The sequence below is a fragment of the Clostridium sediminicola genome, assembly GCF_050402865.1.
In the GTDB taxonomy this organism is placed as follows: Bacteria; Bacillota; Clostridia; order Clostridiales; family Clostridiaceae; genus Clostridium_AF; species Clostridium_AF sediminicola.
The window spans coordinates 214,185-238,594 of sequence record NZ_BAABMF010000001.1 but is presented as its reverse complement, the minus strand read 5'-3'; the positions used below and the strand labels follow the sequence as shown (position 1 = coordinate 238,594).

The window sequence follows — 24,410 nt, the reverse complement described above, 5'->3', positions numbered from 1 at the left end:
TAAAAATGAACGCTGAATTTATTGAGGCTCTTAAAGATATTGTTGTTGAAAAAGGAATCAGCGAAGATATGTTATTTGAAACCGTTGAGGACGCTTTAGTTTCAGCATATAAAAAGAATTATGCTAAAACTGGAGGGAATCTTCAATCTGTTAAGGTAACTATTGATAGAGAAAACGGAGAGTTACATGTGTATACTTCAAAAACTGTTGTTGAAGAAGTAGAAGATCCTTTAAATACAATAGCTTTAGATGCAGCAAAAGATATTAATCCAAGATTTGAGATAGGGGATATAGTTGATATTGAAGTAACCCCTAAAAAATTTGGTAGAGTAGCCGCTCAAACTGCAAAGCAAGTTGTAATACAAAGAATTAAAGAAGCGGAAAGAAAAGTAATTTATGACGAATTTATTGCAAAAGAATATGACATTATTACAGGTATAATTATTAGAAAAGAAAAAAATAATGTATTTGTAGATTTAGGAAGAATAGAAGCTATTTTAGGGCCAAATGAGCAAATTAAAGGCGAAAGTTATAATTTTAATGAAAAACTAAAACTTTATATAGTTGAAGTGAAAAAGACAACAAAAGGACCTCAAATTGTAGTTTCAAGAACTCATCCAGGACTTGTGAAAAGACTATTTGAATTAGAAGTACCAGAAATATATTCAGGGGTTGTTGAGATTAAAAGCATAGCTAGAGAAGCCGGCTCTAGAACAAAGATTTCTGTTCATTCAAATGATGAGAATGTTGATGCTACTGGAGCTTGTGTTGGTCCAAAAGGAGTTAGAGTGCAAAACATTGTTAATGAATTGAAGAATGAAAAAATTGATATCATCAAATATGATAAATTACCTGAAGTATATATTGCAAATTCTCTAAGTCCAGCAAAAGTAGTGAAAACAACAATAGATGAAGAAAATAAATCTGCAAAAGTTGTTGTTGCTGACAATCAACTTTCCTTGGCAATAGGAAAAGAAGGCCAAAATGTAAGATTAGCTGCAAAATTAACTGGCTGGAAAATTGATATTGTTAGTGAATCACAAATTTCATAAAATCTATTCTAAGAATAATTCTTTAGAAAAGGTGGTAAATTAAGTATGAAGAATCGTAAAATACCTATGAGAATGTGTACTGGTTGTACAGAAATGAAGCCAAAAAAAGAATTGATTCGCATAGTTAAAAATAAAGAAGGTGAAGTTTCTGTTGATTTAACAGGTAAAAAGCCGGGTAGAGGTGCTTATATTTGCAATAGTATAGATTGTCTTGAAAAGGCTATTAAATCAAGAAGACTAGAGAAGAATTTACAAATTAAGATTGATAATGAAGTGTTAGAAAAATTAAAAGAAAAAATAGTATAGTTTTTCAAATTGAGCCTAATGTTTTAATGTTTTTCAACTGTGTATAAGTTCACTTTCGAAAATATATAACTTAAGTTCATATAAAGAAATTCTGTTTATTTCTAGTAAGTAGATAATTAATTATCTCATATGGGGGTGCATAATTTGGCTAAAATAAGAGTTTACGAGTTAGCTAAAGAGTTAAATATAAGTAGTAAAGAATTGATAACTGTCCTTGAAGAAGAGTTTAATATTATTGTTAAGAATCACATGAGTGCTCTTGATGACGAAGACGCGGAATTGATAAAAGAAATATATTCTGAAAATGGAACTGACGCTTCTGAAACAGTTGTTACAGCAGAAGATGAAAGTGTTACAAGTGTCGTTGAAGAATATGAAGAAGAAGTAAATGAAAAAATAAAAATCACTGAAAAAAAACTTAGAAACAAGACAAAAAAAGGTAGAAACAAAAAAAATGAAATGTCAAAAGACAACGATGGAATAGAAGATGTTATTGAAATCGGAGAAACTATTACTGTAAAAGAATTTTCTGAAAAAGTTCATAAACCTATAACTGAAGTTATTAAACAGTTAATGTTTTGTGGTGTAATGGCTGCGATAAATCAAGAAATAGACTTCGCTACAGCTGAGAAAGTAGCTGAAAAGTTAAATGTTGAAATAGTAATGAAAGAAGAAGTTATAAATGCAGTAGAAGAACAGGAAGAAGTTGAAGAAGACGGAACAGAAAAGAGACCTCCTGTTGTAACTGTTATGGGTCACGTTGATCACGGTAAAACTTCTATACTTGATGCAATTAGAAAAGCTAAAGTTACGGAATCTGAGGCAGGCGGAATCACTCAACATATCGGGGCTTACACAGTTAAGTTAAATGGTGAAAAAATCAGCTTTTTAGATACTCCAGGTCATGCTGCGTTTACTACAATGAGAGCTAGAGGAGCGCAAATTACTGATATTGTTATATTAGTTGTAGCTGCAGATGATGGTATTATGCCTCAAACTAAAGAAGCAATAAACCATTGTAAAGCGGCTAATGTTCCTATGGTGGTTGCTATAAACAAAATGGATAAAGAGGGAGCAAACCCTGATAGAGTAAAACAAGAATTAACAGAACACAATCTTATACCAGAAGATTGGGGTGGAGATGTTATTTGTGTTCCTGTATCTGCACATACTGAAGAAGGTCTTGATACTTTATTAGAAATGGTTCTTTTAACAGCTGAAATGGAAGAATTGACAGCAGATTCTAAACGAAAAGCTAAAGGAACAGTAATAGAAGCAAAATTGGATAAAGGTAGAGGTTCTGTAGCATCTTTGCTTGTCCAAAACGGAACTTTAAATGTTGGAGATTCTATACTTGTAGGATCAACATATGGAAGAATCAGAGCTATGTTCGACGATAAAGGTAAAAAGATAAATAGTGCTGGACCTTCAATTCCAGTTGAAATATTAGGATTATCTGAAGTACCTGCTGCTGGTGATAGATTTAACGTTGTAAAAGATGAAAAAACGGCAAGAAACATGGCTGAAAAGAGAAAAGACAAAATTAGAGAACAAAGATTAAATTCTACTAATAGAGTATCTTTAGAAGAATTATATAATCAAATTAAAGAAGGTAAAGTAAAAGAGTTAGATGTAATTGTAAAAGCAGATGTGCAAGGGTCTGTGGAAGCTATCAATGCTTCTTTAGAGAAATTATCAACTGATTCAGTAAAAGTAAGAGTTATTCATGGCGCTGTTGGAGCTATTACTGAGACTGATGTTACATTAGCAACTGCTTCAAATGCTATTATTATTGGATTTAATGTAAGACCTGATAATAATGCAGTAAGTCTTGCTGAAACTGAAGATGTGGATATTAGAACTTATAGAGTAATATATGATGCTCTTGAAGATATAAAATCTGCTATGATAGGTATGTTAGAACCAGAGTTTAAAGAAGAAGTTGAAGGTACTGCTGAAGTTAGATTAACATATAAGATTTCTAGCATTGGAACTGTTGCCGGATGCTATGTTACTAATGGTAAAATAACTAGAAAAAGTAAAATCAGAGTTGTAAGAGAAGGTATTGTAATTTTTGAAACTGAAATGGCATCATTAAAAAGATTTAAAGATGATGCAAAAGAAGTAGCTCAAGGATTCGAATGTGGAATAACTTTAGAAAAATTCAATGATGTTAAAGAAGGAGATATATTCGAAGCATTTAAAATTGTTGAAATCAAACCTAAAGAGCTATAAGAAAGGAGCATAATATGCCTAAGTATAGACTTGGAAGGATCAATGAAGAACTTAAAAAGGAAATATCAGTCATTATTAGAGATGATATAAATGATCCTAGACTAACTGCTATGGTTAGTGTAACAAAGGTAAGTGTTACTAATGATTTGAAATATGCTAAAGTTTACGTAAGTATTTTTGGTAACGATAAATCAATGAAAGAATCTCTTGAAGCATTAAAAAGAGCTTCGGGTTTAATCAGAAGAGAAGTAGGGCATAGAGTAAAACTTAGAGTAACACCAGAAATATTAATAGAATTAGATGAGAGCATTAAGCAAGGTATGCATATCAATAGTATCCTTGCTGATTTGAAGGGGAAAAAATAAATGTTGAAAAAAGTTATTGATATTATATTAAAAGCTAAAAATATCGGTATAACTTTTCATCAAAGTCCAGATGGTGACTCTTTAGGAAGTAGCCTTGCATTATTGCAAGGACTTCTTAAAGTTGGAAAAAAGGCTTATATTATTTCAAAAGAAGAGTTACCTAAAGATTTTGAATTTTTACCGTATTCAAAAGAAGTGAATACAAAAAATAACTTTCCAAATGAAGAAACTGACCTAGTTATTGCTTTAGATTGTGGAAATGTAGATAGATTAAATGGTGATTTGAGTATTGAAAATAAAAAATTCACATTAATTAATTTGGACCACCATATATCAAATGATAGATATGGTGATATTAACTATATTGACACAAAATGTGCAGCCGTTGGAGAAATAGTCTTTGAATTATTAAAAACCATGAGTATTGAAATCGATAAAGATATTGCTACTTGTCTATATACTGCTTTACTTACTGATACTGGATCTTTTAAATATTCCAACACTACAAAGAATACTCATTATATCGCTGGAGAATTAATCCAAACTGGTTTTGATTTTTCGGAAATTCATAGAACTCTTTTTGAAAATATCTCAATTAACAGATTAAAACTTCAAGGTGATATCATTAATAATATCGATTTGCAATTCAATGGAAAAGTATGTTCAATGACTTTAACACTAGATAATTTAAAGAAGCATGGACTTGATAGTGGAGATACATCGGATATTATTTCAATAGGTACAAAAATTAGTTCTGTAGAAGTTACAATTTTACTTAAAGAATTTGAAAATGGAACTAAAGTTAGTCTTAGATCAAAATCTTATGTTGATGTTAGAAAAATTGCCGAAATTTATGATGGTGGCGGACACGTAAAAGCATCAGGGTTCAAAAGTGAACTTTCTATAAATGAAATAAAACCAGAATTATTAAGATTAATTGAAAAAGAGTTGGTAAAATGAACGGAGTAATTATAATTGATAAACCTGTAGGTATAACATCTTTTGATGTTATACGAAACATGCGAAAACTAACTAATATAAAAAAAATAGGGCATACAGGCACACTTGATCCTTTGGCATCTGGGGTGCTTCCTGTTTGTATAGGAAAAGCGACAAAGCTTTCCAACTATTTAATGAGTGAAAAAAAGAAATATAGAGCAGAACTTAAATTAGGAATTATTACTGATACATATGACAGAGAAGGCAAGATTATTAGTGAATGTAACAATTTTTTAAAAGAAGAAGAAGTAATACAAGTCATCAAGTCTTTTATAGGTGATAGTATTCAAATACCTCCAATGTACTCAGCTCTAAAAGTAAACGGCAAAAAACTATATGAGCTTGCTAGAGAAGGTATTGAAATCGAAAGAAAAGGAAGAAAAATATCTATTAGTAATATTGATATTATAAATATTAATCTGCCATATGTTACTTTTGATGTTGAATGTTCAAAAGGTACATACATAAGAAGTTTGTGTTATGATATTGGAAGAATGCTAAACGTTGGAGGTACAATGTGGAATCTAAAAAGGTTAGCTAGCGGACATTTCAAAATTGAAGATAGTATATCTTTAGAGGAAATTAATGGCGAATATATTACTGATAATTTAATTCCTATAGATGAAATTCTTTCTATGGAAGGATATGAGAAAGTTAACGTTACACAAAAAATTGAACATTTATTATCAAATGGCGTTAGGATTACAAATGCTTATTTACTGAAACAATTTGAAAATCATAAAAGATATATGATATATAACTTAGATAATGATTTTTTAGGATTAGCAATAAGAAATGATAAAGGATTAAAGATGGAAATACTATTTCAGTAGGGGTTTGGTATGATTATAATTGAGAATAGTTTTATTGAAAAAATTGAAGAAAGTACATATATTACATTGGGAAGTTTTGATGGTATTCACTTAGGTCATTTAGGATTGATAAATAAAACAATAGCATTAGCAAAAGAGGCGAATGCAAAAAGTGTAGTATTCACATTTAAAAATCATCCTTTAAGTATAATTAATAAAGATATCTCACCAAAGCTATTATCTAGTAATAAAAATAAAAGTAACATTCTTTCTTTATTAGGTGTAGATATTTTAAATTTTGCGGAGTTTAATGATGAATTTATGAATATGACTCCTGAAAAATTTATAGAGAACATATATGAATTTTTTAATCCAAAAGGAATAATTGTTGGATTCAATTATAGATTTGGATATAAAAATTTAGGTGATACCGAATTATTACAAGATTTATGTTCTAAAAAAAACATAGACCTTCATATTATTAAACCAGTTTTAGTAGACAATGATGCTGTTAGTAGTTCAAGAATCAGACGCTTGATAAGCGATGGCAAAGTTGAAAAAGCTAATAATATGTTGACAAGACCTTTTTTATTAGAAGGTAATATTATTAAAGGAAAACAACTTGGTAGAAAGTTAGAATTTCCTACTATTAACTTGGATTATAACAAGAATCTTTTAATACCTAGAGGTGGAGTTTACCTTACTGCTGTAAATTATGGAAATAAAATATATAAAGCCATTACAAATATAGGATACAATCCAACTGTCTTAAACAATAAGCTTAGTATAGAAACTCATTTATTAGATTTTAATGAATATATTTACGGTGAAGAAGTTAAGATATTCTTTTTAGAACGTATTAGAGATGAGAAAAAATTCGGTTCGTTAAAAAAACTAGCCTATCAATTAGGGCAAGATAAGTCTTATGCTAGAGAAAAAACTCTAAATTACGATGTTTTTTATTAAATTCAACAAAAATATGGCAAAAATAATTTACAATTAGATAAGCTTTTGTTATAATGTAAGTCATGAGCCATGTTCTATGAAATCCGAAGGTCCAACGGATCTCTTGGAGCATAGGTGATATTTTACGGAGGTGTAAATATGGATAAAGTTTTAAAAGATCAAATTATTAAGGAATATGCAACACATGAAGGAGATACTGGTTCTGCTGAAGTACAGGTTGCATTATTAACAACAAGAATCAATCAATTAAATGAGCATTTAAAAATGCACAAGAAAGATCATCACTCAAGAAGAGGTTTGTTAATGATGGTTGGTAAAAGAAGAGGTTTATTAAACTATGTTAAGAAACAAGATATTGAGAGATATCGTACATTGATTAAAAAATTAGGTTTAAGAAAATAATCTAAAGGAGCGGGCTTGAACCGCTCTATTGTTTTAGTAGTTTTGTAATTAAACTTATATATTTAGGAAATAATTAAATATGAACATTATTGAAAGGAGGAACACAAATGAATAATATTTTTGAAATTGAAATTGCAGGCAGAAAGATGAAAGGCGAATTTGGTAAGTACGGAATGCTTTCAGATTGTGCCTTGCTAATTAAATATGGCGAGACTGAAGTAATGATTAATGCCAATTCTTCAGAAAAGCCTAGAGATGGCATTGATTTCTTCCCATTAAGTATAGAGTATCAAGAAAGACTTTATGCTGTAGGTAAAATCCCAGGAGGATTTATTAAAAGAGAAGGAAGACCATCTGATAAGTCAATCTTAAATGCTAGAGCTATAGATAGACCGCTAAGACCATTATTTCCAAAAGGATATAGAAATGATGTTCAAATAGTGTGTACTGTTTTATCTGTGGAGCATGATAACCCAGCAAATATTTTAGCAATGAATGGGGCGTCTTTAGCACTTTGTTTGTCTAGTATTCCGTTTACTACACCAGTTGGAACAGTTTCAGTAGGATATATTGATGGGGAATTTATTTTAAACCCTACTTCAAAACAAAGAGAAGAAAGTATTCTTGACTTGACTGTGTGTGCTACTAAAGAAAGAGTTATGATGATTGAAGCTGGTGGAGAAGAAATATCAGAAGATGTTATGTATAATGCCATAATGTTTGGATCTGAAGAAGCTAAGAAACTTGCTTTGTTCCAAGAAGAAATCATGGCTAAGTACGGAAAAGAGAAAACAATTCCTGAAATAGCAGAAGTAAATGAAGAAGTTGTGAATGAAATCATGAAATTTGCTAAAGATGATATTTACGATGCAATGTATATTACAGATAAAGATAAAAGAAAAGAGGTTCTAGGAGAAATAAAGGCTAGAGTCGCTGATGAATTTTATGAAAAGTATCCAGATGATATTGCAGACATTAATGAAACAATTTATAAGCTTCAAAAGAAAACTGTTCGTGAAATGATTTTAAAGAATAAGAGAAGACCAGATGGCAGAAATTTTGACCAGGTAAGACCATTGAGTTCTGACGTATCTTTATTATCTAGAACACATGGTAGTGGAATGTTTACAAGAGGATTGACTCAAGTTATGAGTGTAGCTACATTAGGTGCGATGAGTGAAATTCAAATAATTGATGGTCTTGATGAACAAACATCAAAACGATATATGCATCACTACAATTTCCCTTCTTACAGTGTTGGGGAAACAAGACCAATGAGAGGTCCAAACAGAAGAGAAATCGGTCATGGTGCTTTAGCTGAAAAAGCGATAGAACCATTAATTCCAAGTGAAGAAGATTTCCCTTATGCAATAAGAGTTGTGTCAGAAGTTCTAAGTTCAAATGGTTCTACTTCACAAGCAAGTGTATGTGCTAGTACGTTAGCATTATTAGATGCTGGTGTACCTCTAAAAAGACCTGCAGCAGGAATCGCTATGGGATTAGTTACAAGTGATGATTTATCTGAAGAAGAAGTTCTTACTGATATTCAAGGTTTAGAAGATTTCTTTGGAGATATGGACTTTAAAGTAGCTGGAACTGAAAAAGGAATAACAGCTATTCAAATTGATACAAAAATTGCTGGAATTTCTGATGATTGTATAAAAACATCAATAGTAAAAGCAAAAGATGCAAGAATGCAAATTTTAAAAGTAATGACAGACTGTATTCCATCACATAGAAGTGAATTATCTGAATATGCACCAAAAGTATTCACAATTTCTATTAATCCTGATAAAATCAAGGATGTAATTGGAGCAGGTGGAAAAACAATTAATAAAATTATTGATGAGACTGGTGTTAAAATAGATATCCAAGAAGATGGAACTATTTTCATAACTGCTGAAGATTATGTTGGTGGTAATAGGGCTTTAGAGTTAATTGAGAGCTACACTAAAGAAGTTGCTATTGGAGAAGTTTATCTTGGTAAAGTTGTAAAAATTGCGAACTTTGGATGTTTTGTTCAAATATTACCTGGTAAAGAAGGATTAGTTCATATATCTAAGCTAGATAAGAAAAGAGTTAACAAAGTAGAAGATATAGTTTCAGTGGGTGATGAAATCCTTGTAAAAGTAGTTGAAATAGATAAAACAGGAAGAATAAATCTTTCAAGGAAAGACGCTATACAAGATACTGAATCGACTAAAAATGATGAAGATAATAAGAAAGCTTAGAAGGGCAGAGATGCCTTTTTATTTTTGGGAAAATTTAATGAGTATATAAAAAATATATTGATACGGTTTATTGTTATTATGCTATTGAATAGTTTATTTTATATTGATAAAATAAACTAGTAATAGTATTTTTATAGTTTGTGATAAAATCCTTCTTTCAAACATATTAATAATTATCTAGTGAGGAGGAGATATTATGGATGAAAACACAAAATACTATAGTGAGATGGAAAGATTCGAAATAATAAATATAAATGATGGTGAAAAATACAACTATTTAATGAATAATGATATTATCATCGATGATGATGGGTACTTAAGATTATTAATAATAGATAATAATTCATCTAAATTTAGATTCTTTAGTGGAAATGATTTTTTTGAATTACCTTGGGAATTTGTAAAAAAAATAGGTTCTAGTACCATTATTGTAGATGTTGAAGAAAATGAAATGCGAAGAATATCAAGATAGGCGTAATAAACATATAATAATTCAAAGACTTATTTGGAGGAAGATAATGAAAATCATCGTACAAAAATTTGGAGGGACATCAGTTAGTGATGATTACACTCGTTCTTGCGTAGTAAAAAAAATTCAAGAAGCTTTAGAAAGTGGTTTTTCCCCTATTGTAGTAGTCTCAGCTATGGGGAGAAAGGGAAAACCTTATGCAACGGATACTTTACTGTCTTTAATAGATAGTGACTTTAAAAAGAAGAATGCAAAAGCAACAGATTTATTAATGTGTTGTGGTGAAATTATTAGCACTGTTGTCATGTGTAATGAATTAAATAAGTACAATATAGAAGTCCAACCGTTAACTGGTGGACAGGCAGGTATAATTACAGATACTCAATATACAAATGCTACTGTATTAGATGTTAAAAAAGAAAATCTATTAAATATTATCAATGAAGGAAAAGTTCCAGTTGTAGCAGGATTTCAAGGTATAAGCGAAGATGGATACTTTACTACTTTAGGAAGAGGAGGAAGCGATGTAACTGCTGCATTGATAGGTACAGCAGTAAAGGCAGAAGGTATTGAAATATATACTGATGTTGATGGTATAATGACAGCGGATCCAAGATTAGTTGATTCTGCAGCATTGATTAAGCAAATCAGTTATAATGAAGTCTTTCAATTTGCAGATCAAGGTGCCAAAGTAATACATCCTAAAGCAGTTGAAATAGCAATGAAAGGTAACGTTCCGTTGCTTATTAAAAATACTACTACAAACAGTTCTGGTACTACTATAGATAATTCAGGAGATTGTAATAGTGAGAATATTATTACTGGAATTACTCATATGGATAAAAGAACTCAAGTTAAAGTTAGATTAAACGATAATTTGGATAATGAAAATTATCATATGATTTTGCCTACATTAGCTAATAATGGAATAAGTATAGACTTGATAAATGTTTTTCCTAATGAAAAAATATTTACTATCGATAAAGCTGATATAAAAAAATTCGAAATAATTATGAAACAATTAGGTTTGAAATATAAAGCTTTATTAAATTGTAGTAAAATTGCTATTATTGGATCAAGAATGAGAGGAATACCAGGTGTAATGGCTAGAATATTGAAAGCATTAACCATGAGTAAAATCGAAGTCCTACAAACTGCAGATTCTCATACAACTATTTGGTGTCTAGTGAATGAAGAAAGTACTCAAAAGGCAATAAATGCTCTTCATAATGAATTCTCATTGCATCAATATAAATAAATTCTTTGAAATCAGTACAATGGAAATATTACAAATGAATAAGTGAACCTTCCTTAGATAACACTATTAACGATAAGGGAGGTTTTTTTATGATTTCAAAAAATGAAAAAGAAAATCCGGAAAATATTCAAAGTGAAAATGTAAAAGATTTTGGTGTCAATGAAATTCCAAAAGATAAGTCTGATTTTCAAGTATTGCCAATTATTGGACAAATTGAAGGACATTCTGTATTACCGCCTCAATCAAAAGCTACAAAATACGAACATGTAATACCTCAACTTGTAGCAATTGAAACAAATGAGAGTGTAAAAGGTGTGCTAATAATACTTAATACTGTTGGAGGTGATGTAGAAGCTGGTCTTGCGATTTCAGAAATGATAAGGAGCCTTAGTAAACCAACGGTTTCATTAGTAATAGGAGGCGGCCATTCTATAGGTGTTCCATTAGCTACGTGTGCTGATTATTCTTTTATATCGCCTTCGGCTACCATGATTATTCATCCAATAAGAATGAATGGTTTAGTAATTGGAGTTCCTCAAACTTTTGAATATTTTACCAAAATGCAAGACAGGATAACTGATTTCATTGAAAGGACATCAAATATAGATAAGAATACTTTAATGAAATTAATGATGCAACCAGATGAACTCTTAAATGATACAGGTACTATATTGATTGGAAATCAAGCGGTTGAATATGGTCTTATTAACGAAGTAGGAGGTATAAGTCAAGCAATAGTTAAGCTAAATTCAATGATAGAAGATGTGAATAATAACACAGAAAAATAGCTTATATCTTAAAAACAGTAATAAATCTAACTTGCTATGTTTTTCCAGCTTTTTTAAATTGAATTATATAAATAGAATATATAGATAATAATTCTATGTATTCTATTTAATTTTTTAAAAGAATCCAATGGAGGGTATTAGTTGGATTTCTAATATTTAAAGGAAAAAAAATGTTTTTGTAGAATAAATGTAGTGAGGTGATTTGTATGGCAAAAAAAATGAAGAGCAGAACTAAAAGTAAAAAAAACAGCAAAAATGACAGTACTAATAAAGGGAATAGTGATATTAAAGGAGTCATCTTCATAACTATGGGTGTCTTAATGATTATGAGTATTTTTTTCTCTACTTCCTCTGGAATGATAGGGGAAACATCATACAAACTATTATTTGCACTATTTGGAATTGGAGCATATGTGGTACCTATTATTCTGATTATTGTTGGATTTGCAATTATATTAACTAAAGGTAAATTAAAATTTCATAAAAAGTTCTACGGAATTATATTGTTTATAATTAATTCTTTATTATTGGTTCAAATGGTATCTCTTTTAGAATTTTATGTTGAAAAAAATACGTTTAATGGGATAGTAAAACTTTATGAATCTCAATCTATTTTCCATGGAGGAATTATAAGTTATTTAATAGATGTACCACTTTATAGTCTATTTGGTAAAGTAGGATCATATATTATCTTCACTTCAATATTTGTAATCTCAGGAATTTTAATATTTGAAATTTCCTTACATAAAATATTTAATTCAGTTTATAAGAGTGCTAGAAAAAATATTGATAATAAAAAAGATATCAAATTAAAAGATGAAAGAATTTTAATAAATAGTAATGATGGAGAAGAATTTATTGGAGAGGTTAAGAAAAAAATAAAAATTCTTGATTTTATGAAAAAAAACATTGTTACTCCAAAAGTAAATGATAGAGAAATAGATGATGAAGTTGATTTGAATAAGGAAATTGAAGTTGTTCAACCATTGACAAGAGAACCTGTTTCTAAATCTAAAAAGAAAGCAAAATTAGATGAAGATATTAAAGTAATTGTTACTAATGAAATAAAAGAAAACTATAATAATCCAGAAGAAGAATATAGTTTTCCGCCATTAGAGTTATTGAAATTTAATCCTTTTTCAAAATCAAATAAAAATGATAAGAGAGATCTTTTAAAAAGTGCAAAAAAATTAGAAGAAACTTTACTAAGTTTTGGAGTAATTGCAAAAGTAATTCAAGTAACAAAGGGACCATCTGTAACACGATATGAATTACAACCAAATTCTGGGGTTAAAGTTAGTAAAATAGTAAATCTTTCTGATGATATATCATTATCTTTAGCAGCAGCATCAGTTAGAATCGAGGCACCTATACCTGGTAAAAGTGCTATTGGTATAGAAATACCAAATGCTAATAATTCACCTGTTTATTTAAGAGAAGTATTAGATAGCGAAGAATTTAAAAATTCATCAAACAATATCACTTTTGCATTAGGAAAAGATATTGGAGGGAATTGTGTGGTTTCAGACTTAAACAAGATGCCACACATGCTTATAGCTGGAGCAACAGGCTCTGGAAAAAGTGTATGTATAAATACTTTACTGATAAGTTTACTATATAAGTATTCGCCAGATGAAGTAAAACTGTTATTAGTTGATCCAAAAATGGTAGAACTAAATGTATACAATGGTATTCCTCATCTTCTTATTCCAGTTGTTACTCAACCTAAAAAAGCAGCTGGGGCTTTACATTGGGCTGTAACAGAAATGACTAGACGATATCAACTTTTTGCAGATAACAATGTTAGAAATGTAGAAGGATATAATGAATTATTTAACCGTAAAAAAGTAGCAGAAAAATTACCTTGGATTGTTATAGTAATAGATGAGCTTGCAGATTTAATGATGGTGTGCCCTGGAGAGGTGGAAGAATATATCGGTAGACTAGCACAAATGGCTAGGGCTGCAGGCATGCATTTGGTAATTGCTACCCAAAGACCGTCTGTAGATGTAATTACAGGTGTAATAAAAGCTAATATACCTTCTAGAATATCGTTTGCTGTATCAAGTCAAGTAGATTCTAGAACAATACTGGATTCTTCAGGTGCTGAAAAACTACTTGGAAAAGGAGATATGCTATTTTTACCTGTGGGAGCATCAAAACCGTTGAGGATTCAAGGAGCATTTATATCAGAAGAAGAAGTAGAGAAAATTGTACAACATATAAAAGTAAAAGATGAAAATATTAAATATGAAGAGAAGATAATAGATCAGATTAATCAAAAAACTAATAATAATAAATCAGATGAAGACGAATTGCTAGAAGAAGCCATAAGTGTAGTTGTTGAAGCTGGACAAGCATCTACTTCTTATCTTCAGAGAAAATTCAGAATAGGCTACAATAGAGCAGCTAGAATAATTGATCAGTTAGAAGAAAGAGGTATAATATCTGGTAAAAATGGAAGCAAGCCTCGACAAGTTTTAATTGATGCAAAAGATTTAGAAAATTAAACTATTTGTCTTACTGTGCATTTTGTATTAGAATATAGTATGGATTATAATTAAGAGGAGGAAATTTCGTGACAAAACTTAAAGTAGGGCTTATTAGCCTAGGCTGCGATAAAAATAGAATTGATTCTGAGATTGTTTTAGGAAACCTATCAAAGAACTATGAGTTTACAAATGATTCGAATATAGCGGATATTTTGATTGTTAATACATGTGGCTTTATAGAAAGTTCTAAACAAGAATCTATTGATACTATTTTAGAAATGGCAAAATATAAAGAAGGTAATTGTAAATTATTAATTGCAACAGGGTGTTTAACACAAAGGTATGGGGATGAACTAGGTAAACTTATTCCTGAAATTGATTTAATGTTAGGTGTAAATGATTATGAAAAAATAAATGAGTATATTAACACTACTATGGCAGAGAAAGGACATCATATCAATTGTACATATAGTGATGAAAAAATTAACGCAGGTGATAGAATATTGACTACCCCTAATTATTACGCGTATCTTAGAATATCTGAAGGTTGTAATAATAACTGTACATATTGTATTATTCCAAAAATAAGAGGAAAGTATAGAAGCAGACATAAGGAAGATATTTTGGATGAAGCTGCAAAGTTAGCTAAAAAAGGTGTAAAGGAATTAATTTTAGTAGCTCAAGATACAACTGTTTATGGAATAGATATTTATAATAAAAAAGTACTCCATGAGTTATTGAATGAGTTATCTTCAATTGATGGAATTGATTGGATAAGAATTCTTTATTGTTACCCTGAAGAGATTTATGATGAATTAGTATATGAAATAAAAAATAATGATAAAGTATGTAACTATATCGATATGCCTATACAACATATTAACAATAACGTTCTGAAAAGAATGAATAGAAGAACCTCAAAAGAACAAATATTAGAGAAGATTAACAAATTGAGAAAAGAAGTTAATGGTATTACACTTAGAACTTCTTTAATCGTAGGATTTCCTGGTGAAACTGAGCAGGAATTCAATGAACTTCTTCAGTTTGTTAAAGATGTGAAATTTGATAATTTAGGTGTTTTTAAATATTCTCAAGAGGAAGACACTCCTGCTGCTAAATTAAAAGAACAAATCTCTGAAGAAATGAAAGAAATTAGATTTGGTATTATAATGGAAGAGCAACAACAGATAGCACAAAATAATAATAAAAATAAAGAAGGTAAGTCTTATAAAGTTTTAGTTGAAGGAAAAAATGAAGAATATTGGTATGGAAGAAGTTATGAAATGGCACCTGAAATAGATGGTGTTGTATACTTCAAAACTGATAAAAATATCAAAGAAGGAGATTATATTAATATAGATATTTTAGAATCTAAGGAATATGATTTAATAGGAGTTGTTGAAAATGAATCTTGCTAATAAATTAACTGTTTTAAGAATTTTCTTAGTTCCACTTTTTTTAATATTTATTTCGATAAATTCTCTTGGAACTACTGGTATACTAATAGCTACTGTTATATTTCTTGTAGCTTCAATAACGGATAAACTAGATGGATATATAGCAAGAAGTAGAAATCAAGTCACAAGTTTTGGTAAGTTTTTAGACCCATTAGCAGATAAATTATTAGTTTGCTCTGCATTAGTATCACTAGTAGAATTACAAACTATACCTGCTTGGTTTGCGATGGTAATAATATCAAGAGAATTTGCTGTAACAGGCTTACGAACTGTAGCAGCTTCTGAAGGGATTGTAATAGCTGCAAGCCAATGGGGAAAGGCAAAAACAGTTATTCAAATGGTTGCTATTATTTCTGCACTAATAGATTTGATAATAGTAAATACATTTGTTCACAACTTCACGTATTTCGCTTTTTTTGCAGCTTTAATAATTACAATAATATCAGGAGTAGATTATTTTCTTAAAAATAAAGGGACAATTTCTGTTGATAAATGATTAAAAAAATCTTTAAAGTCAATAATTGAGAATAAATACAGTTTCTGTACTGAGTAAGTCTATTATTTTCGTGTTTTGAATAGTTGACTTAATGGGAAATTTATTGTATAATGAATGAAGAACACTTGTTCGAGAGGAAGGATGGTGTCAAATTTGGGAACTGCAAATAATGATAAATTACAAGCTTTGCAAAAAGCTATGAGCCAAATCGAAAAACAATTCGGTAAAGGGTCAGTTATGAAATTAGGGGAACACAACGTGATGAATATTGAAGCTATATCGTCAGGATGTTTATCACTTGATATAGCATTAGGAATAGGTGGTGTTCCTAGAGGTAGAATAGTAGAGGTATATGGTCCGGAATCTTCTGGTAAAACTACTGTAGCCTTACATATGGTAGCTGAAGCACAAAAATCTGGAGGTACTGCTGCATTTATTGATGCAGAACATGCATTAGACCCTATATATGCAAGTGCACTAGGTGTAGATATTGATAATTTAATTGTTTCACAACCTGATACTGGAGAGCAAGCATTGGAAATATGTGAGGCCTTAGTTCGTTCAGGAGCTATTGATATTATAGTAGTAGACTCAGTAGCTGCATTAGTTCCAAAAGCGGAGATAGAGGGCGAAATGGGTGATTCTCACGTGGGTCTTCAAGCTAGGCTTATGTCTCAAGCATTAAGGAAACTTACTGGATCTATTAATAAATCAAATTGTTCTATCATATTTATAAATCAATTAAGAGAAAAAGTAGGAGTTATGTTTGGTAATCCTGAAACAACTCCAGGTGGAAGAGCTTTGAAATTCTATTCATCTGTTAGGTTAGATGTTAGAAGAAGTGAAACTATTAAACAAGGTGATCAGTTCTTAGGGAATAGAACAAAAGTAAGAGTTATAAAAAATAAGGTAGCTCCACCTTTTAAAATTGCTGAATTTGATATTATGTATGGAACTGGTATATCTTATGAAGGAAATGTATTAGATGTAGGTGTTAATGAAGAGATAATTCAAAAAAGTGGTTCGTGGTTTTCTTATAATGAAACCAGACTTGGTCAAGGTAGAGAAAATGTCAAAAGGTTTTTGTCTGAAAATCCTGATTTATTACATACAATTGATAAACAAATTAGAGAAAAGTATAATTTGCCAGTTAATGAGGTTCCAAAAGAGAAGAAGGATACAAAACCAAAGAATACTAAGAATGTTAAGAATGAAAGTAATTAAAGAAAAACGTAGGAAATCCCTACGTTTTTTATATAAACTTGACATTAAATTAAAAGTAAAGTAAAATATTATTAAATTCTGGTTTCACATAGGTAAATTTGTTTAAAAAAACACCTTTTTAGCTTCTAGGCCTATTTTTGCACTTACCAAAGTAAGCAAGGAGGTGTTGTTTTGAGTGATAAACTTAACCCAATATTATTTGTAGGTTTAATTCTACTTGTAGTGTTAGGGTGTATTCTAATTATTGTATATATTAGAAAGAATATAGCTCTCTCTAAAATAGCAGAAGCTGAGAAAAAAGCTGAATCGATTTTAGAAGATGCTAAAAAGACTGCAAAATCAAAAAAGAAAGAAGCAGTTTTAGAAGCAAAAGAAGAAGTACACAGATTAAGGAATGATTTAGAGAAAGATCAAAGAGAAAGACGAAATGAAATTCAAAGACTTGAAAGAAGATTGATTCAAAGAGAAGAGGTTCTTGACAAAAAAACTGATGCCGTTGAAAAAAGAGATGAATCTTTAAGCAAAAAGCTTCAAGAATTAAAAGAAAAAGAAGTTTTAGTAGATGGTATATACAGTCAAAAGATGAAAGAACTAGAAAAAGTATCTGGATTATCTTCAGAACAAGCTAAAGAAATTTTGCTTGATGAAGTCAGAAAAGAAGTAAAACATGATGCAGCTATAATGATTAAAGAAATTGAAACGAGAGCCAAAGAAGAGGCAGATAAAAAAGCAAGAGAAATAATTTCATATGCAATTCAACGATGTGCCGCAGATCACGTTGCGGAGAGTACAGTTCATGTAGTTTCTCTCCCTAATGACGAAATGAAAGGTAGAATCATTGGAAGAGAAGGTAGAAATATTAGAGCTATTGAGACGCTTACAGGTGTTGATTTGATTATCGATGATACTCCAGAAGCGGTTATATTATCAAGTTTTGACCCAATAAGAAGAGAAGTCGCTAGAATAGCTTTAGAAAAATTGATTATTGACGGAAGAATTCATCCGGCAAGAATTGAAGAAATGGTCGAAAAGGCTAAAAAAGAAGTTGAAAATGACATCAAAGATGAAGGTGAGCAAGCAACCTTTGAAACTTCTGTACATGGTCTACATCAAGAGTTAATTAGACTTTTAGGAAGACTTAAGTATAGAACAAGTTATGGGCAAAATGTACTCAAGCATTCAATTGAAGTTTCTTACCTTGCTGGTTTAATGGCCTCAGAATTGGGGATTGATCCTACTATCGCTAAAAGGGCTGGTTTATTACATGATATTGGTAAAGCAGTAGATCACGAAGTAGAAGGTCCTCATGCGCTTATCGGTGCTGAAGTTACTAAAAAATATCATGAATCAGCAAAGATTGTTAATTCAGTTGAAGCTCATCATGGTGATGTAGAAATGGATTCAATAGAAGCGATTCTTGTTCAGGCTGCTGATGCTATTTCTGCGGCAAGACCGGGGGCGAGAAGAGAAACACTGGAAACATACATCAAAAGATTAGAGAAACTCGAAGAAATTGCCAACACTTATGAAGGTGTTGAAAAATCCTATGCAATACAAGCGGGTAGAGAAATCAGAATAATGGTTAAACCAGATGAAGTTAGTGATGAAGGTTGTATAGAAATGACCAGAAATATTGTAAAGATAATTGAAAAAGAATTGGAATATCCTGGGCAAATAAAAGTAAATATTATCAGAGAAACAAGGCATATAGATTATGCAAAATAAAAAAAACCTCTATTTTAGCAAAAATAGAGGTTTTTTTCTTTTTTTATAGAATATGTAATATTATACTAAAAAAATAAAATATTAAATATAGTTAAATTACAGGAGGTTGAAATGAATATATTAAAAGTATCGAGTAAATCAAATTGTAACTCAGTTGCTGGTGCTATTGCTGGCGTAATTAAAGAACACGGTAGAGCTGAAATTCAAGTAGTAGGAGCTGCATCAATAAATCAAGCAGTAAAATCAATAGCTATTGCAAGAGGTTTCTTAGCACCTGGTGGAGTAGAATTAGTTTTTATGCCTGCTTTTTTGGAAATTAATATTGGAGGAGAACAAAGAACTGCGATAAAGCTTATTGTTCAGCCTCGAAAGTTATAATTATATATAATAAAAATGAAAGTCTCTCAAAAGAGAGTCTTTCATTTTTTAAATTTACTTTTATTTATTAATAATATAGCGTTTAATCCCGCAGCACCTATAAGAATGTAAATTAGTCTTTCGATTATTGCTACTGATCCAAAGAGTAGATAAACAACATTGATCCCAAATAAACCAACTAAACCCCAGTTGATAGCTCCTACTATAATTAATATAATTGATACCTTGTCCAACATACTTAATTTATACATAACATTCCTCCTTAAAATACTTCTTAATAAAGTATATAAAAATTAAATAATAATAGAACTACATCTATTACTATTTAACAGTTGCTTTGGAGAGAAATATGTTTGGTTTTAATAAAATTTCAAGTAGGCTTTTCTATAAAGTACGAATAAATATACTGTATTTTTAGATAATATATGTTATAATATGAATGTTGATTTCAAAATACTAAAATACATTTGGATTTGGAGGATGATTTTACATAATGGAAAGAAATACATATGAAACACCTTTGACAAGTAGATATGCATCTAAAGAAATGTCTTATTTATTTTCTCCTGATATGAAATTTAAAACTTGGAGAAAATTGTGGGTAGCTCTTGCTGAAGGGGAAAAACAACTTGGTTTGAAGATAGAAGATGAGCAAATAAATGAATTGCAAAAATTTATTGATGATATAAACTATGAAGTGGCTGAAGAGAAAGAAAAAGAGATTAGACATGATGTTATGAGTCATGTATATGCATATGGGGTTCAATGTCCATCAGCGAAGGGTATTATTCATTTAGGTGCTACTAGTTGTTATGTGGGTGACAATACGGATTTGATAGTTATGAAAGAAGCTTTATTGCTAGTAAAGAAAAAAATACTCAATGTAATAAATAATTTAGCATCTTTCGCAGTAGAATATAAAGATTTACCTACTTTAGGATTTACGCATTTACAACCTGCTCAATTGACTACAGTTGGAAAGAGGGCGACGTTGTGGTTACAAGATTTATTTTTAGATTTAGAAAATTTAGATTTCGTAATTAGTAATCTTAAGATGAGGGGAGTTAAAGGTACTACAGGAACACAAGCTAGCTTCCTTGAATTGTTTGATGGCAATCACGGTAAAGTAAAAGAGTTAGATAGTATTGTGGCTTCCAAAATGGGGTTTAATAAAACTTATAGTGTTACAGGTCAAACATATTCTAGGAAGATTGATTCAATAGTATTGAATACATTGTCTGAGTTAGCTCAGAGTGCTTATAAATTCAGTAATGATTTAAGAATACTGCAAAATATGAAAGAAATGGAAGAACCTTTCGGTAAAAAACAAGTTGGTTCTTCTGCAATGGCATATAAAAGAAATCCGATGAGAAGTGAAAGAATAGGAGCTTTAAGTCGTTATGTTATTATAGATGCATTAAATCCTGCAATGACTGCAGCTACTCAATGGTTCGAAAGAACTCTTGATGATTCGGCAAATAAGAGAATTGCTGTTTCTGAAGGTTTCCTTGCTTTGGACGGTATTTTAAATCTATATATTAATGTAACTGAGAGTATGGTAGTGTATAAAAATGTTATTGCTTCTCATGTTCAAAATGAATTGCCTTTTATGGCTACAGAAAATATTTTAATGGAGGCTGTAAAAAGGGGAGGGGACAGACAGGAGCTTCACGAGAAAATTAGAGAACATTCTATGGAAGCTGCTAGAGGTGTCAAGGAATATGGCAAATCGAATGATCTGATAGAAAGAATAATTAATGATGATTCTTTTGAGTTTACTAAAGAAGAAATCTTATCTATAATGAATGCTAAAAACTTTATTGGTAGATCTTCGGAACAGGTTGAAGAGTTTGTTGATGAATATGTAAGACCTGTTTTAGAAGAAAATGCTCATTTATTGAATGTAGATGTAAAATTGAATGTTTAATAATATCTAAATATAAAATTATAAAACAAAAACCATTTTAACTGATCAGTTAAAATGGTTTTTGTTTTATTTGGCCTATTATTAAGAAAAAAATGAAAATAATAATTGCTCCCTCTTTTTGTTCTGTAAATCCTTATTGCATTATAAAAAAACATCAATAAATACAAAATTATTGATATGTATTAAATATACAATAATACAAAAGAATGTATATGTAAAATTAAACAAAATATATAATTATATACAATGTTAAATTATCCTATAATATGAAAAATAAACATAGTAAATATTTTCAATTAATGTAATTAAAACTCATGTCGATTTGTATGAGAATTTAAATTTCAAAAATTGTTCAATGAGTCTAATCAAGTATAAGATTATTTTGAAATCAAGATTCTTCTACAAATGCATTTGTTATCACGAAAGAGAAAAACGGTAAAAATAATAGAAATCTTTATTAAAACTGAATTAATTAATATATCTAAAGTTCTAAAAATTTTTTAAAAAATCTTCTAATTTAAGTGAAAATAGTGTATAATATTACTATAATTTATTTCGCTAAATGTATATTTAGCGAAAAAGTAACTTATTTTTAGGGGGAGTACTATGAATTTCAATATGTATGACTTATCAGATGATCAATTACCCGAAGATTTGAATAGTTTTCTGAATTATTTAAGCACTATCAAAGGTAAATCCATCAATACAATTAATGCTTATAAATGGGATCTTTCTATGTTTTTTAAATTTATGAAATTATATAAAGGTTTAGTTCCTAAAGATTCAGAATTTGATACTATACAAATCAATGATATTGAATCTGGTTTTATTAAAAAAATTAAATTAATGGATTTATATGCTTTTATCTCCTTTGCTGAAAATCTAAGAAATAATGGTAATCATGCAAAAGCAAGAAAAGTTTCTTCGCTTAAATCATTTTTTAAATTTTTGCATAGTAAAGCAAAAATCATCAACGAAAACCCTGCTTCAGATTTAGAAACACCTAAACTAGATAAAAGAAACCCTATTTACTTAACACTAGATGAAAGCAAATCTTTATTAGCAGCTATTGATGGCCAAAATAAAGAAAGAGATTATTGTATAATCACCCTATTTCTTAACTGCGGATTGCGTTTATCAGAGCTTTGTAGTATCAATATTTCGAATATCAGAAACGATACATTAACAATCATCGGCAAAGGAAATAAAGAACGTACTGTTTATTTAAATAACGCTTGTTTGAGATCTATTGAAATTCACGCAAAAAAAAGAAATGAACTTATCCATAAAATCAAAGATAAAGATGCTTTGTTTTTGAGTAATCGGAATACAAGGATAAATAAAAGAACGGTTGAAATACTAGTTAAAAAATACATAAAAAAAGCAGGATTGGATTATGATAAATATACTCCACACAAACTAAGGCATACTGCAGCTACATTAATGTTTAAATACGGTCAGGTAGACATAAGAAGTTTGCAAAAGATACTAGGTCACGAAAATATATCTACAACTCAGATATACACTCATGTAGATGATGAAACTTTAAGAAAAGCTGTAAATTCAAATCCATTAGGAGAATAAAATACCTCGCAAGGATATTAAAACACCTCACAAAGTTGCAATAAATAACTTTGTGAGGTATCAGTTTACTTTTTTTTAAAAACAAATAACCCAGGAGATGTTTCTTGGATTTTGTCGTTATATTTTTCAATATTATCTATAATTGACTGCAATCCTTCGATATCTTCAATGAGCTCCACTTCGCTTTGTTTAGAGTTCTTATCAAAGTCTTCATTGAATTTCTTCATATCAAAACCTTCTATAATATCGTTTTGGAAATCAAATTCATCTTTAAAATCAAAATTATGCTCTTCATTAAAAGAATTTTCTTCCAAACATTCTTCATTTGCCTTTAGTTCTTCTTCATCTACTACACTATCAATAAAAATAGAATTTGTTGAAAATTCACCCTTTTGTATTCTTTCTTCAATATCTTTAATTAGATCACTATTCTCTTCGGTTTCTTCAATATTAAGATTATCTTTATTTCCATCCATAATACTACCCTCTTTCCTTTAACCAATTTAACCATAAGGTATTATAACAGATAATAATATTATTTTCAAATTATTGATTAAATTAATTCATACTAGAACATAAGTTTGATATTGTATTTTTTTTGTGGTATAATCCAATTAAAGAAGGAGGATTACAATGCACAAGGGAAAATCAAATAAACAAGAAGAAATTTTTGAATTCATTAAGAGTCAATTAATTGACAAAGGTTATCCGCCTACAGTAAGAGAAATCGGTGCTCATGTAGGTTTGAAATCAACATCAACTGTTCATGGACACCTCTCTAGACTTGAGAAAAAAGGATTAATCAAAAGAGATCCATCTAAGCCAAGGGCGATTGTGTTAGTTGGGGCTTCTAGATCCAAAACTGAGATGATTGATATTCCTATTGTAGGGAAAGTAACCGCAGGAGAGCCTATTTTAGCTGTGGAAAATATCGAAGATACTTTTTCTCTTCCAATATCTTATATTAAAAATTCTAACCCATTATTCGGGTTAAATATTCGCGGTGAAAGCATGATAAATGCAGGAATTAACAACGGAGATATGGCAATAATCGAAAAAGTAAATAGTGCTCAAAATGGCGATATCGTTGTGGCTATGATAGACAATGAAGCAACTATAAAAAGATTTTTTAAAGAAGAGGATCATATTAGACTACAACCAGAAAATGATAATATGGAACCAATAATAGTGAAAAATTGTTCTATTCTCGGAAAATTAGTGGGTTTATACAGAAAATATTAAAC

General features: G+C 29.9%; 23 protein-coding genes. 21 read left to right on the top strand and 2 right to left on the bottom strand.

The genetic code is table 11. The features are described 5' to 3' along the window. Positions 1 to 5 precede the first annotated feature (5 nt). The 18 genes from nusA to ACQ3F0_RS00975 all read left to right on the top strand — a co-directional run bounded on the left by nusA (position 6) and on the right by ACQ3F0_RS00975 (position 19,655). Complete coding sequence (nusA, locus tag ACQ3F0_RS01060; protein ID WP_428863172.1) at positions 6 to 1,052, top strand: transcription termination factor NusA; 1,047 nt, start codon at positions 6 to 8, stop codon at positions 1,050 to 1,052. Between the two features lie 45 nt (positions 1,053 to 1,097). Next, positions 1,098 to 1,358 (top strand): RNase P modulator RnpM, encoded by a 261-nt coding sequence (gene rnpM, locus ACQ3F0_RS01055; RefSeq protein ID WP_428863171.1) that lies wholly within the window; start codon positions 1,098 to 1,100, stop codon positions 1,356 to 1,358. A gap of 144 nt (positions 1,359 to 1,502) precedes the next feature. Next, a complete protein-coding gene (infB, locus tag ACQ3F0_RS01050) occupies positions 1,503 to 3,593 on the top strand; it encodes a translation initiation factor IF-2 (protein ID WP_428863170.1) in 2,091 nt (696 codons plus the stop codon). Between the two features lie 14 nt (positions 3,594 to 3,607). Next, positions 3,608 to 3,958: a 30S ribosome-binding factor RbfA gene (gene rbfA / locus ACQ3F0_RS01045; protein WP_428863169.1), complete on the top strand. Its 351-nt coding sequence runs from the start codon at positions 3,608 to 3,610 to the stop codon at positions 3,956 to 3,958. Further along, positions 3,959 to 4,918, top strand: coding sequence for a DHH family phosphoesterase (locus ACQ3F0_RS01040; protein ID WP_428863168.1), 960 nt, complete (start codon positions 3,959 to 3,961; stop codon positions 4,916 to 4,918). It abuts the gene before it with no gap. After that, the gene (gene truB, locus ACQ3F0_RS01035; protein WP_428863167.1) at positions 4,915 to 5,790 is read left to right on the top strand and encodes a tRNA pseudouridine(55) synthase TruB; all 876 of its coding nucleotides are present in this window, start codon (positions 4,915 to 4,917) and stop codon (positions 5,788 to 5,790) included. The genes ACQ3F0_RS01040 and truB overlap by 4 nt, the downstream gene beginning before the upstream one ends. Before the next feature lie 9 nt (positions 5,791 to 5,799). Then, positions 5,800 to 6,735: a bifunctional riboflavin kinase/FAD synthetase gene (locus tag ACQ3F0_RS01030; protein ID WP_428863166.1), complete on the top strand. Its 936-nt coding sequence runs from the start codon at positions 5,800 to 5,802 to the stop codon at positions 6,733 to 6,735. 138 nt (positions 6,736 to 6,873) lie between these two features. Continuing rightward, entirely contained in the window at positions 6,874 to 7,137 is a 264-nt protein-coding gene (gene rpsO / locus ACQ3F0_RS01025) for a 30S ribosomal protein S15 (RefSeq protein ID WP_428863165.1), read from the top strand. A 107-nt stretch (positions 7,138 to 7,244) separates the two neighbouring features. Next, the gene (locus tag ACQ3F0_RS01020; RefSeq protein ID WP_428863164.1) at positions 7,245 to 9,368 is read left to right on the top strand and encodes a polyribonucleotide nucleotidyltransferase; all 2,124 of its coding nucleotides are present in this window, start codon (positions 7,245 to 7,247) and stop codon (positions 9,366 to 9,368) included. 196 nt (positions 9,369 to 9,564) lie between these two features. Next, positions 9,565 to 9,840 carry a YlmC/YmxH family sporulation protein gene (locus tag ACQ3F0_RS01015; protein WP_428863163.1) on the top strand — a complete coding sequence of 92 codons (276 nt, stop codon included), beginning with the start codon at positions 9,565 to 9,567 and terminating at the stop codon, positions 9,838 to 9,840. Between the two features lie 46 nt (positions 9,841 to 9,886). Then, the gene (gene dapG / locus ACQ3F0_RS01010) at positions 9,887 to 11,095 is read left to right on the top strand and encodes an aspartate kinase (RefSeq protein ID WP_428863162.1); all 1,209 of its coding nucleotides are present in this window, start codon (positions 9,887 to 9,889) and stop codon (positions 11,093 to 11,095) included. 89 nt (positions 11,096 to 11,184) lie between these two features. Then, complete coding sequence (locus ACQ3F0_RS01005; protein WP_428863161.1) at positions 11,185 to 11,883, top strand: ClpP family protease; 699 nt, start codon at positions 11,185 to 11,187, stop codon at positions 11,881 to 11,883. A 206-nt stretch (positions 11,884 to 12,089) separates the two neighbouring features. Beyond that, positions 12,090 to 14,393, top strand: coding sequence for an FtsK/SpoIIIE family DNA translocase (locus tag ACQ3F0_RS01000; RefSeq protein ID WP_428863160.1), 2,304 nt, complete (start codon positions 12,090 to 12,092; stop codon positions 14,391 to 14,393). Between the two features lie 68 nt (positions 14,394 to 14,461). Then, positions 14,462 to 15,793, top strand: coding sequence for a 30S ribosomal protein S12 methylthiotransferase RimO (gene rimO, locus ACQ3F0_RS00995; protein ID WP_428863159.1), 1,332 nt, complete (start codon positions 14,462 to 14,464; stop codon positions 15,791 to 15,793). Beyond that, the gene (pgsA, locus tag ACQ3F0_RS00990; protein WP_428863158.1) at positions 15,780 to 16,328 is read left to right on the top strand and encodes a CDP-diacylglycerol--glycerol-3-phosphate 3-phosphatidyltransferase; all 549 of its coding nucleotides are present in this window, start codon (positions 15,780 to 15,782) and stop codon (positions 16,326 to 16,328) included. The genes rimO and pgsA overlap by 14 nt, the downstream gene beginning before the upstream one ends. 153 nt (positions 16,329 to 16,481) lie before the next feature. Beyond that, positions 16,482 to 17,552 carry a recombinase RecA gene (gene recA / locus ACQ3F0_RS00985; protein WP_428863705.1) on the top strand — a complete coding sequence of 357 codons (1,071 nt, stop codon included), beginning with the start codon at positions 16,482 to 16,484 and terminating at the stop codon, positions 17,550 to 17,552. Positions 17,553 to 17,744: 192 nt separating this feature from the next. Next, positions 17,745 to 19,277 carry a ribonuclease Y gene (gene rny / locus ACQ3F0_RS00980; protein ID WP_428863704.1) on the top strand — a complete coding sequence of 511 codons (1,533 nt, stop codon included), beginning with the start codon at positions 17,745 to 17,747 and terminating at the stop codon, positions 19,275 to 19,277. Between the two features lie 111 nt (positions 19,278 to 19,388). Continuing rightward, complete coding sequence (locus ACQ3F0_RS00975) at positions 19,389 to 19,655, top strand: stage V sporulation protein S (protein ID WP_428863157.1); 267 nt, start codon at positions 19,389 to 19,391, stop codon at positions 19,653 to 19,655. A 41-nt stretch (positions 19,656 to 19,696) separates the two neighbouring features. Here ACQ3F0_RS00975 and ACQ3F0_RS00970 read toward each other — a convergent pair whose 3' ends face one another. Beyond that, positions 19,697 to 19,906 (bottom strand): DUF378 domain-containing protein, encoded by a 210-nt coding sequence (locus ACQ3F0_RS00970; RefSeq protein WP_428863156.1) that lies wholly within the window; start codon positions 19,904 to 19,906, stop codon positions 19,697 to 19,699. A 242-nt stretch (positions 19,907 to 20,148) separates the two neighbouring features. Between ACQ3F0_RS00970 and purB the strand changes: the two genes are divergently transcribed. Together purB and ACQ3F0_RS00960 are read left to right on the top strand one after the other, a co-directional pair. Then, positions 20,149 to 21,582, top strand: coding sequence for an adenylosuccinate lyase (gene purB, locus ACQ3F0_RS00965; protein ID WP_428863155.1), 1,434 nt, complete (start codon positions 20,149 to 20,151; stop codon positions 21,580 to 21,582). Positions 21,583 to 22,188: 606 nt separating this feature from the next. Beyond that, complete coding sequence (locus ACQ3F0_RS00960; protein WP_428863154.1) at positions 22,189 to 23,166, top strand: tyrosine recombinase XerC; 978 nt, start codon at positions 22,189 to 22,191, stop codon at positions 23,164 to 23,166. A gap of 65 nt (positions 23,167 to 23,231) precedes the next feature. Here ACQ3F0_RS00960 and ACQ3F0_RS00955 read toward each other — a convergent pair whose 3' ends face one another. After that, on the bottom strand, positions 23,232 to 23,642 hold the full coding sequence (locus tag ACQ3F0_RS00955; protein WP_428863153.1) for a hypothetical protein: 411 nt from the start codon (positions 23,640 to 23,642) through the stop codon (positions 23,232 to 23,234). A 157-nt stretch (positions 23,643 to 23,799) separates the two neighbouring features. Here ACQ3F0_RS00955 and lexA point away from each other — a divergent pair, with 157 nt between their 5' ends. Further along, positions 23,800 to 24,408 carry a transcriptional repressor LexA gene (lexA, locus tag ACQ3F0_RS00950; RefSeq protein WP_428863152.1) on the top strand — a complete coding sequence of 203 codons (609 nt, stop codon included), beginning with the start codon at positions 23,800 to 23,802 and terminating at the stop codon, positions 24,406 to 24,408. The last annotated feature ends 2 nt before the right edge of the window (positions 24,409 to 24,410 follow it).

Coding starts and splice junctions, on each gene's coding strand:
- nusA (WP_428863172.1), top strand. CDS start 6: ATGAACGCTGAATTTATTGAGGCTCTTAAAGATATTGTTGTTGAAAAA.
- rnpM (WP_428863171.1), top strand. CDS start 1,098: ATGAAGAATCGTAAAATACCTATGAGAATGTGTACTGGTTGTACAGAA.
- rbfA (WP_428863169.1), top strand. CDS start 3,608: ATGCCTAAGTATAGACTTGGAAGGATCAATGAAGAACTTAAAAAGGAA.
- ACQ3F0_RS01040 (WP_428863168.1), top strand. CDS start 3,959: ATGTTGAAAAAAGTTATTGATATTATATTAAAAGCTAAAAATATCGGT.
- truB (WP_428863167.1), top strand. CDS start 4,915: ATGAACGGAGTAATTATAATTGATAAACCTGTAGGTATAACATCTTTT.
- ACQ3F0_RS01030 (WP_428863166.1), top strand. CDS start 5,800: ATGATTATAATTGAGAATAGTTTTATTGAAAAAATTGAAGAAAGTACA.
- rpsO (WP_428863165.1), top strand. CDS start 6,874: ATGGATAAAGTTTTAAAAGATCAAATTATTAAGGAATATGCAACACAT.
- ACQ3F0_RS01020 (WP_428863164.1), top strand. CDS start 7,245: ATGAATAATATTTTTGAAATTGAAATTGCAGGCAGAAAGATGAAAGGC.
- ACQ3F0_RS01015 (WP_428863163.1), top strand. CDS start 9,565: ATGGATGAAAACACAAAATACTATAGTGAGATGGAAAGATTCGAAATA.
- dapG (WP_428863162.1), top strand. CDS start 9,887: ATGAAAATCATCGTACAAAAATTTGGAGGGACATCAGTTAGTGATGAT.
- ACQ3F0_RS01005 (WP_428863161.1), top strand. CDS start 11,185: ATGATTTCAAAAAATGAAAAAGAAAATCCGGAAAATATTCAAAGTGAA.
- ACQ3F0_RS01000 (WP_428863160.1), top strand. CDS start 12,090: ATGGCAAAAAAAATGAAGAGCAGAACTAAAAGTAAAAAAAACAGCAAA.
- pgsA (WP_428863158.1), top strand. CDS start 15,780: ATGAATCTTGCTAATAAATTAACTGTTTTAAGAATTTTCTTAGTTCCA.
- ACQ3F0_RS00975 (WP_428863157.1), top strand. CDS start 19,389: ATGAATATATTAAAAGTATCGAGTAAATCAAATTGTAACTCAGTTGCT.
- ACQ3F0_RS00970 (WP_428863156.1), bottom strand. CDS start 19,906: ATGTATAAATTAAGTATGTTGGACAAGGTATCAATTATATTAATTATA.
- purB (WP_428863155.1), top strand. CDS start 20,149: ATGGAAAGAAATACATATGAAACACCTTTGACAAGTAGATATGCATCT.
- ACQ3F0_RS00960 (WP_428863154.1), top strand. CDS start 22,189: ATGAATTTCAATATGTATGACTTATCAGATGATCAATTACCCGAAGAT.
- ACQ3F0_RS00955 (WP_428863153.1), bottom strand. CDS start 23,642: ATGGATGGAAATAAAGATAATCTTAATATTGAAGAAACCGAAGAGAAT.
- lexA (WP_428863152.1), top strand. CDS start 23,800: ATGCACAAGGGAAAATCAAATAAACAAGAAGAAATTTTTGAATTCATT.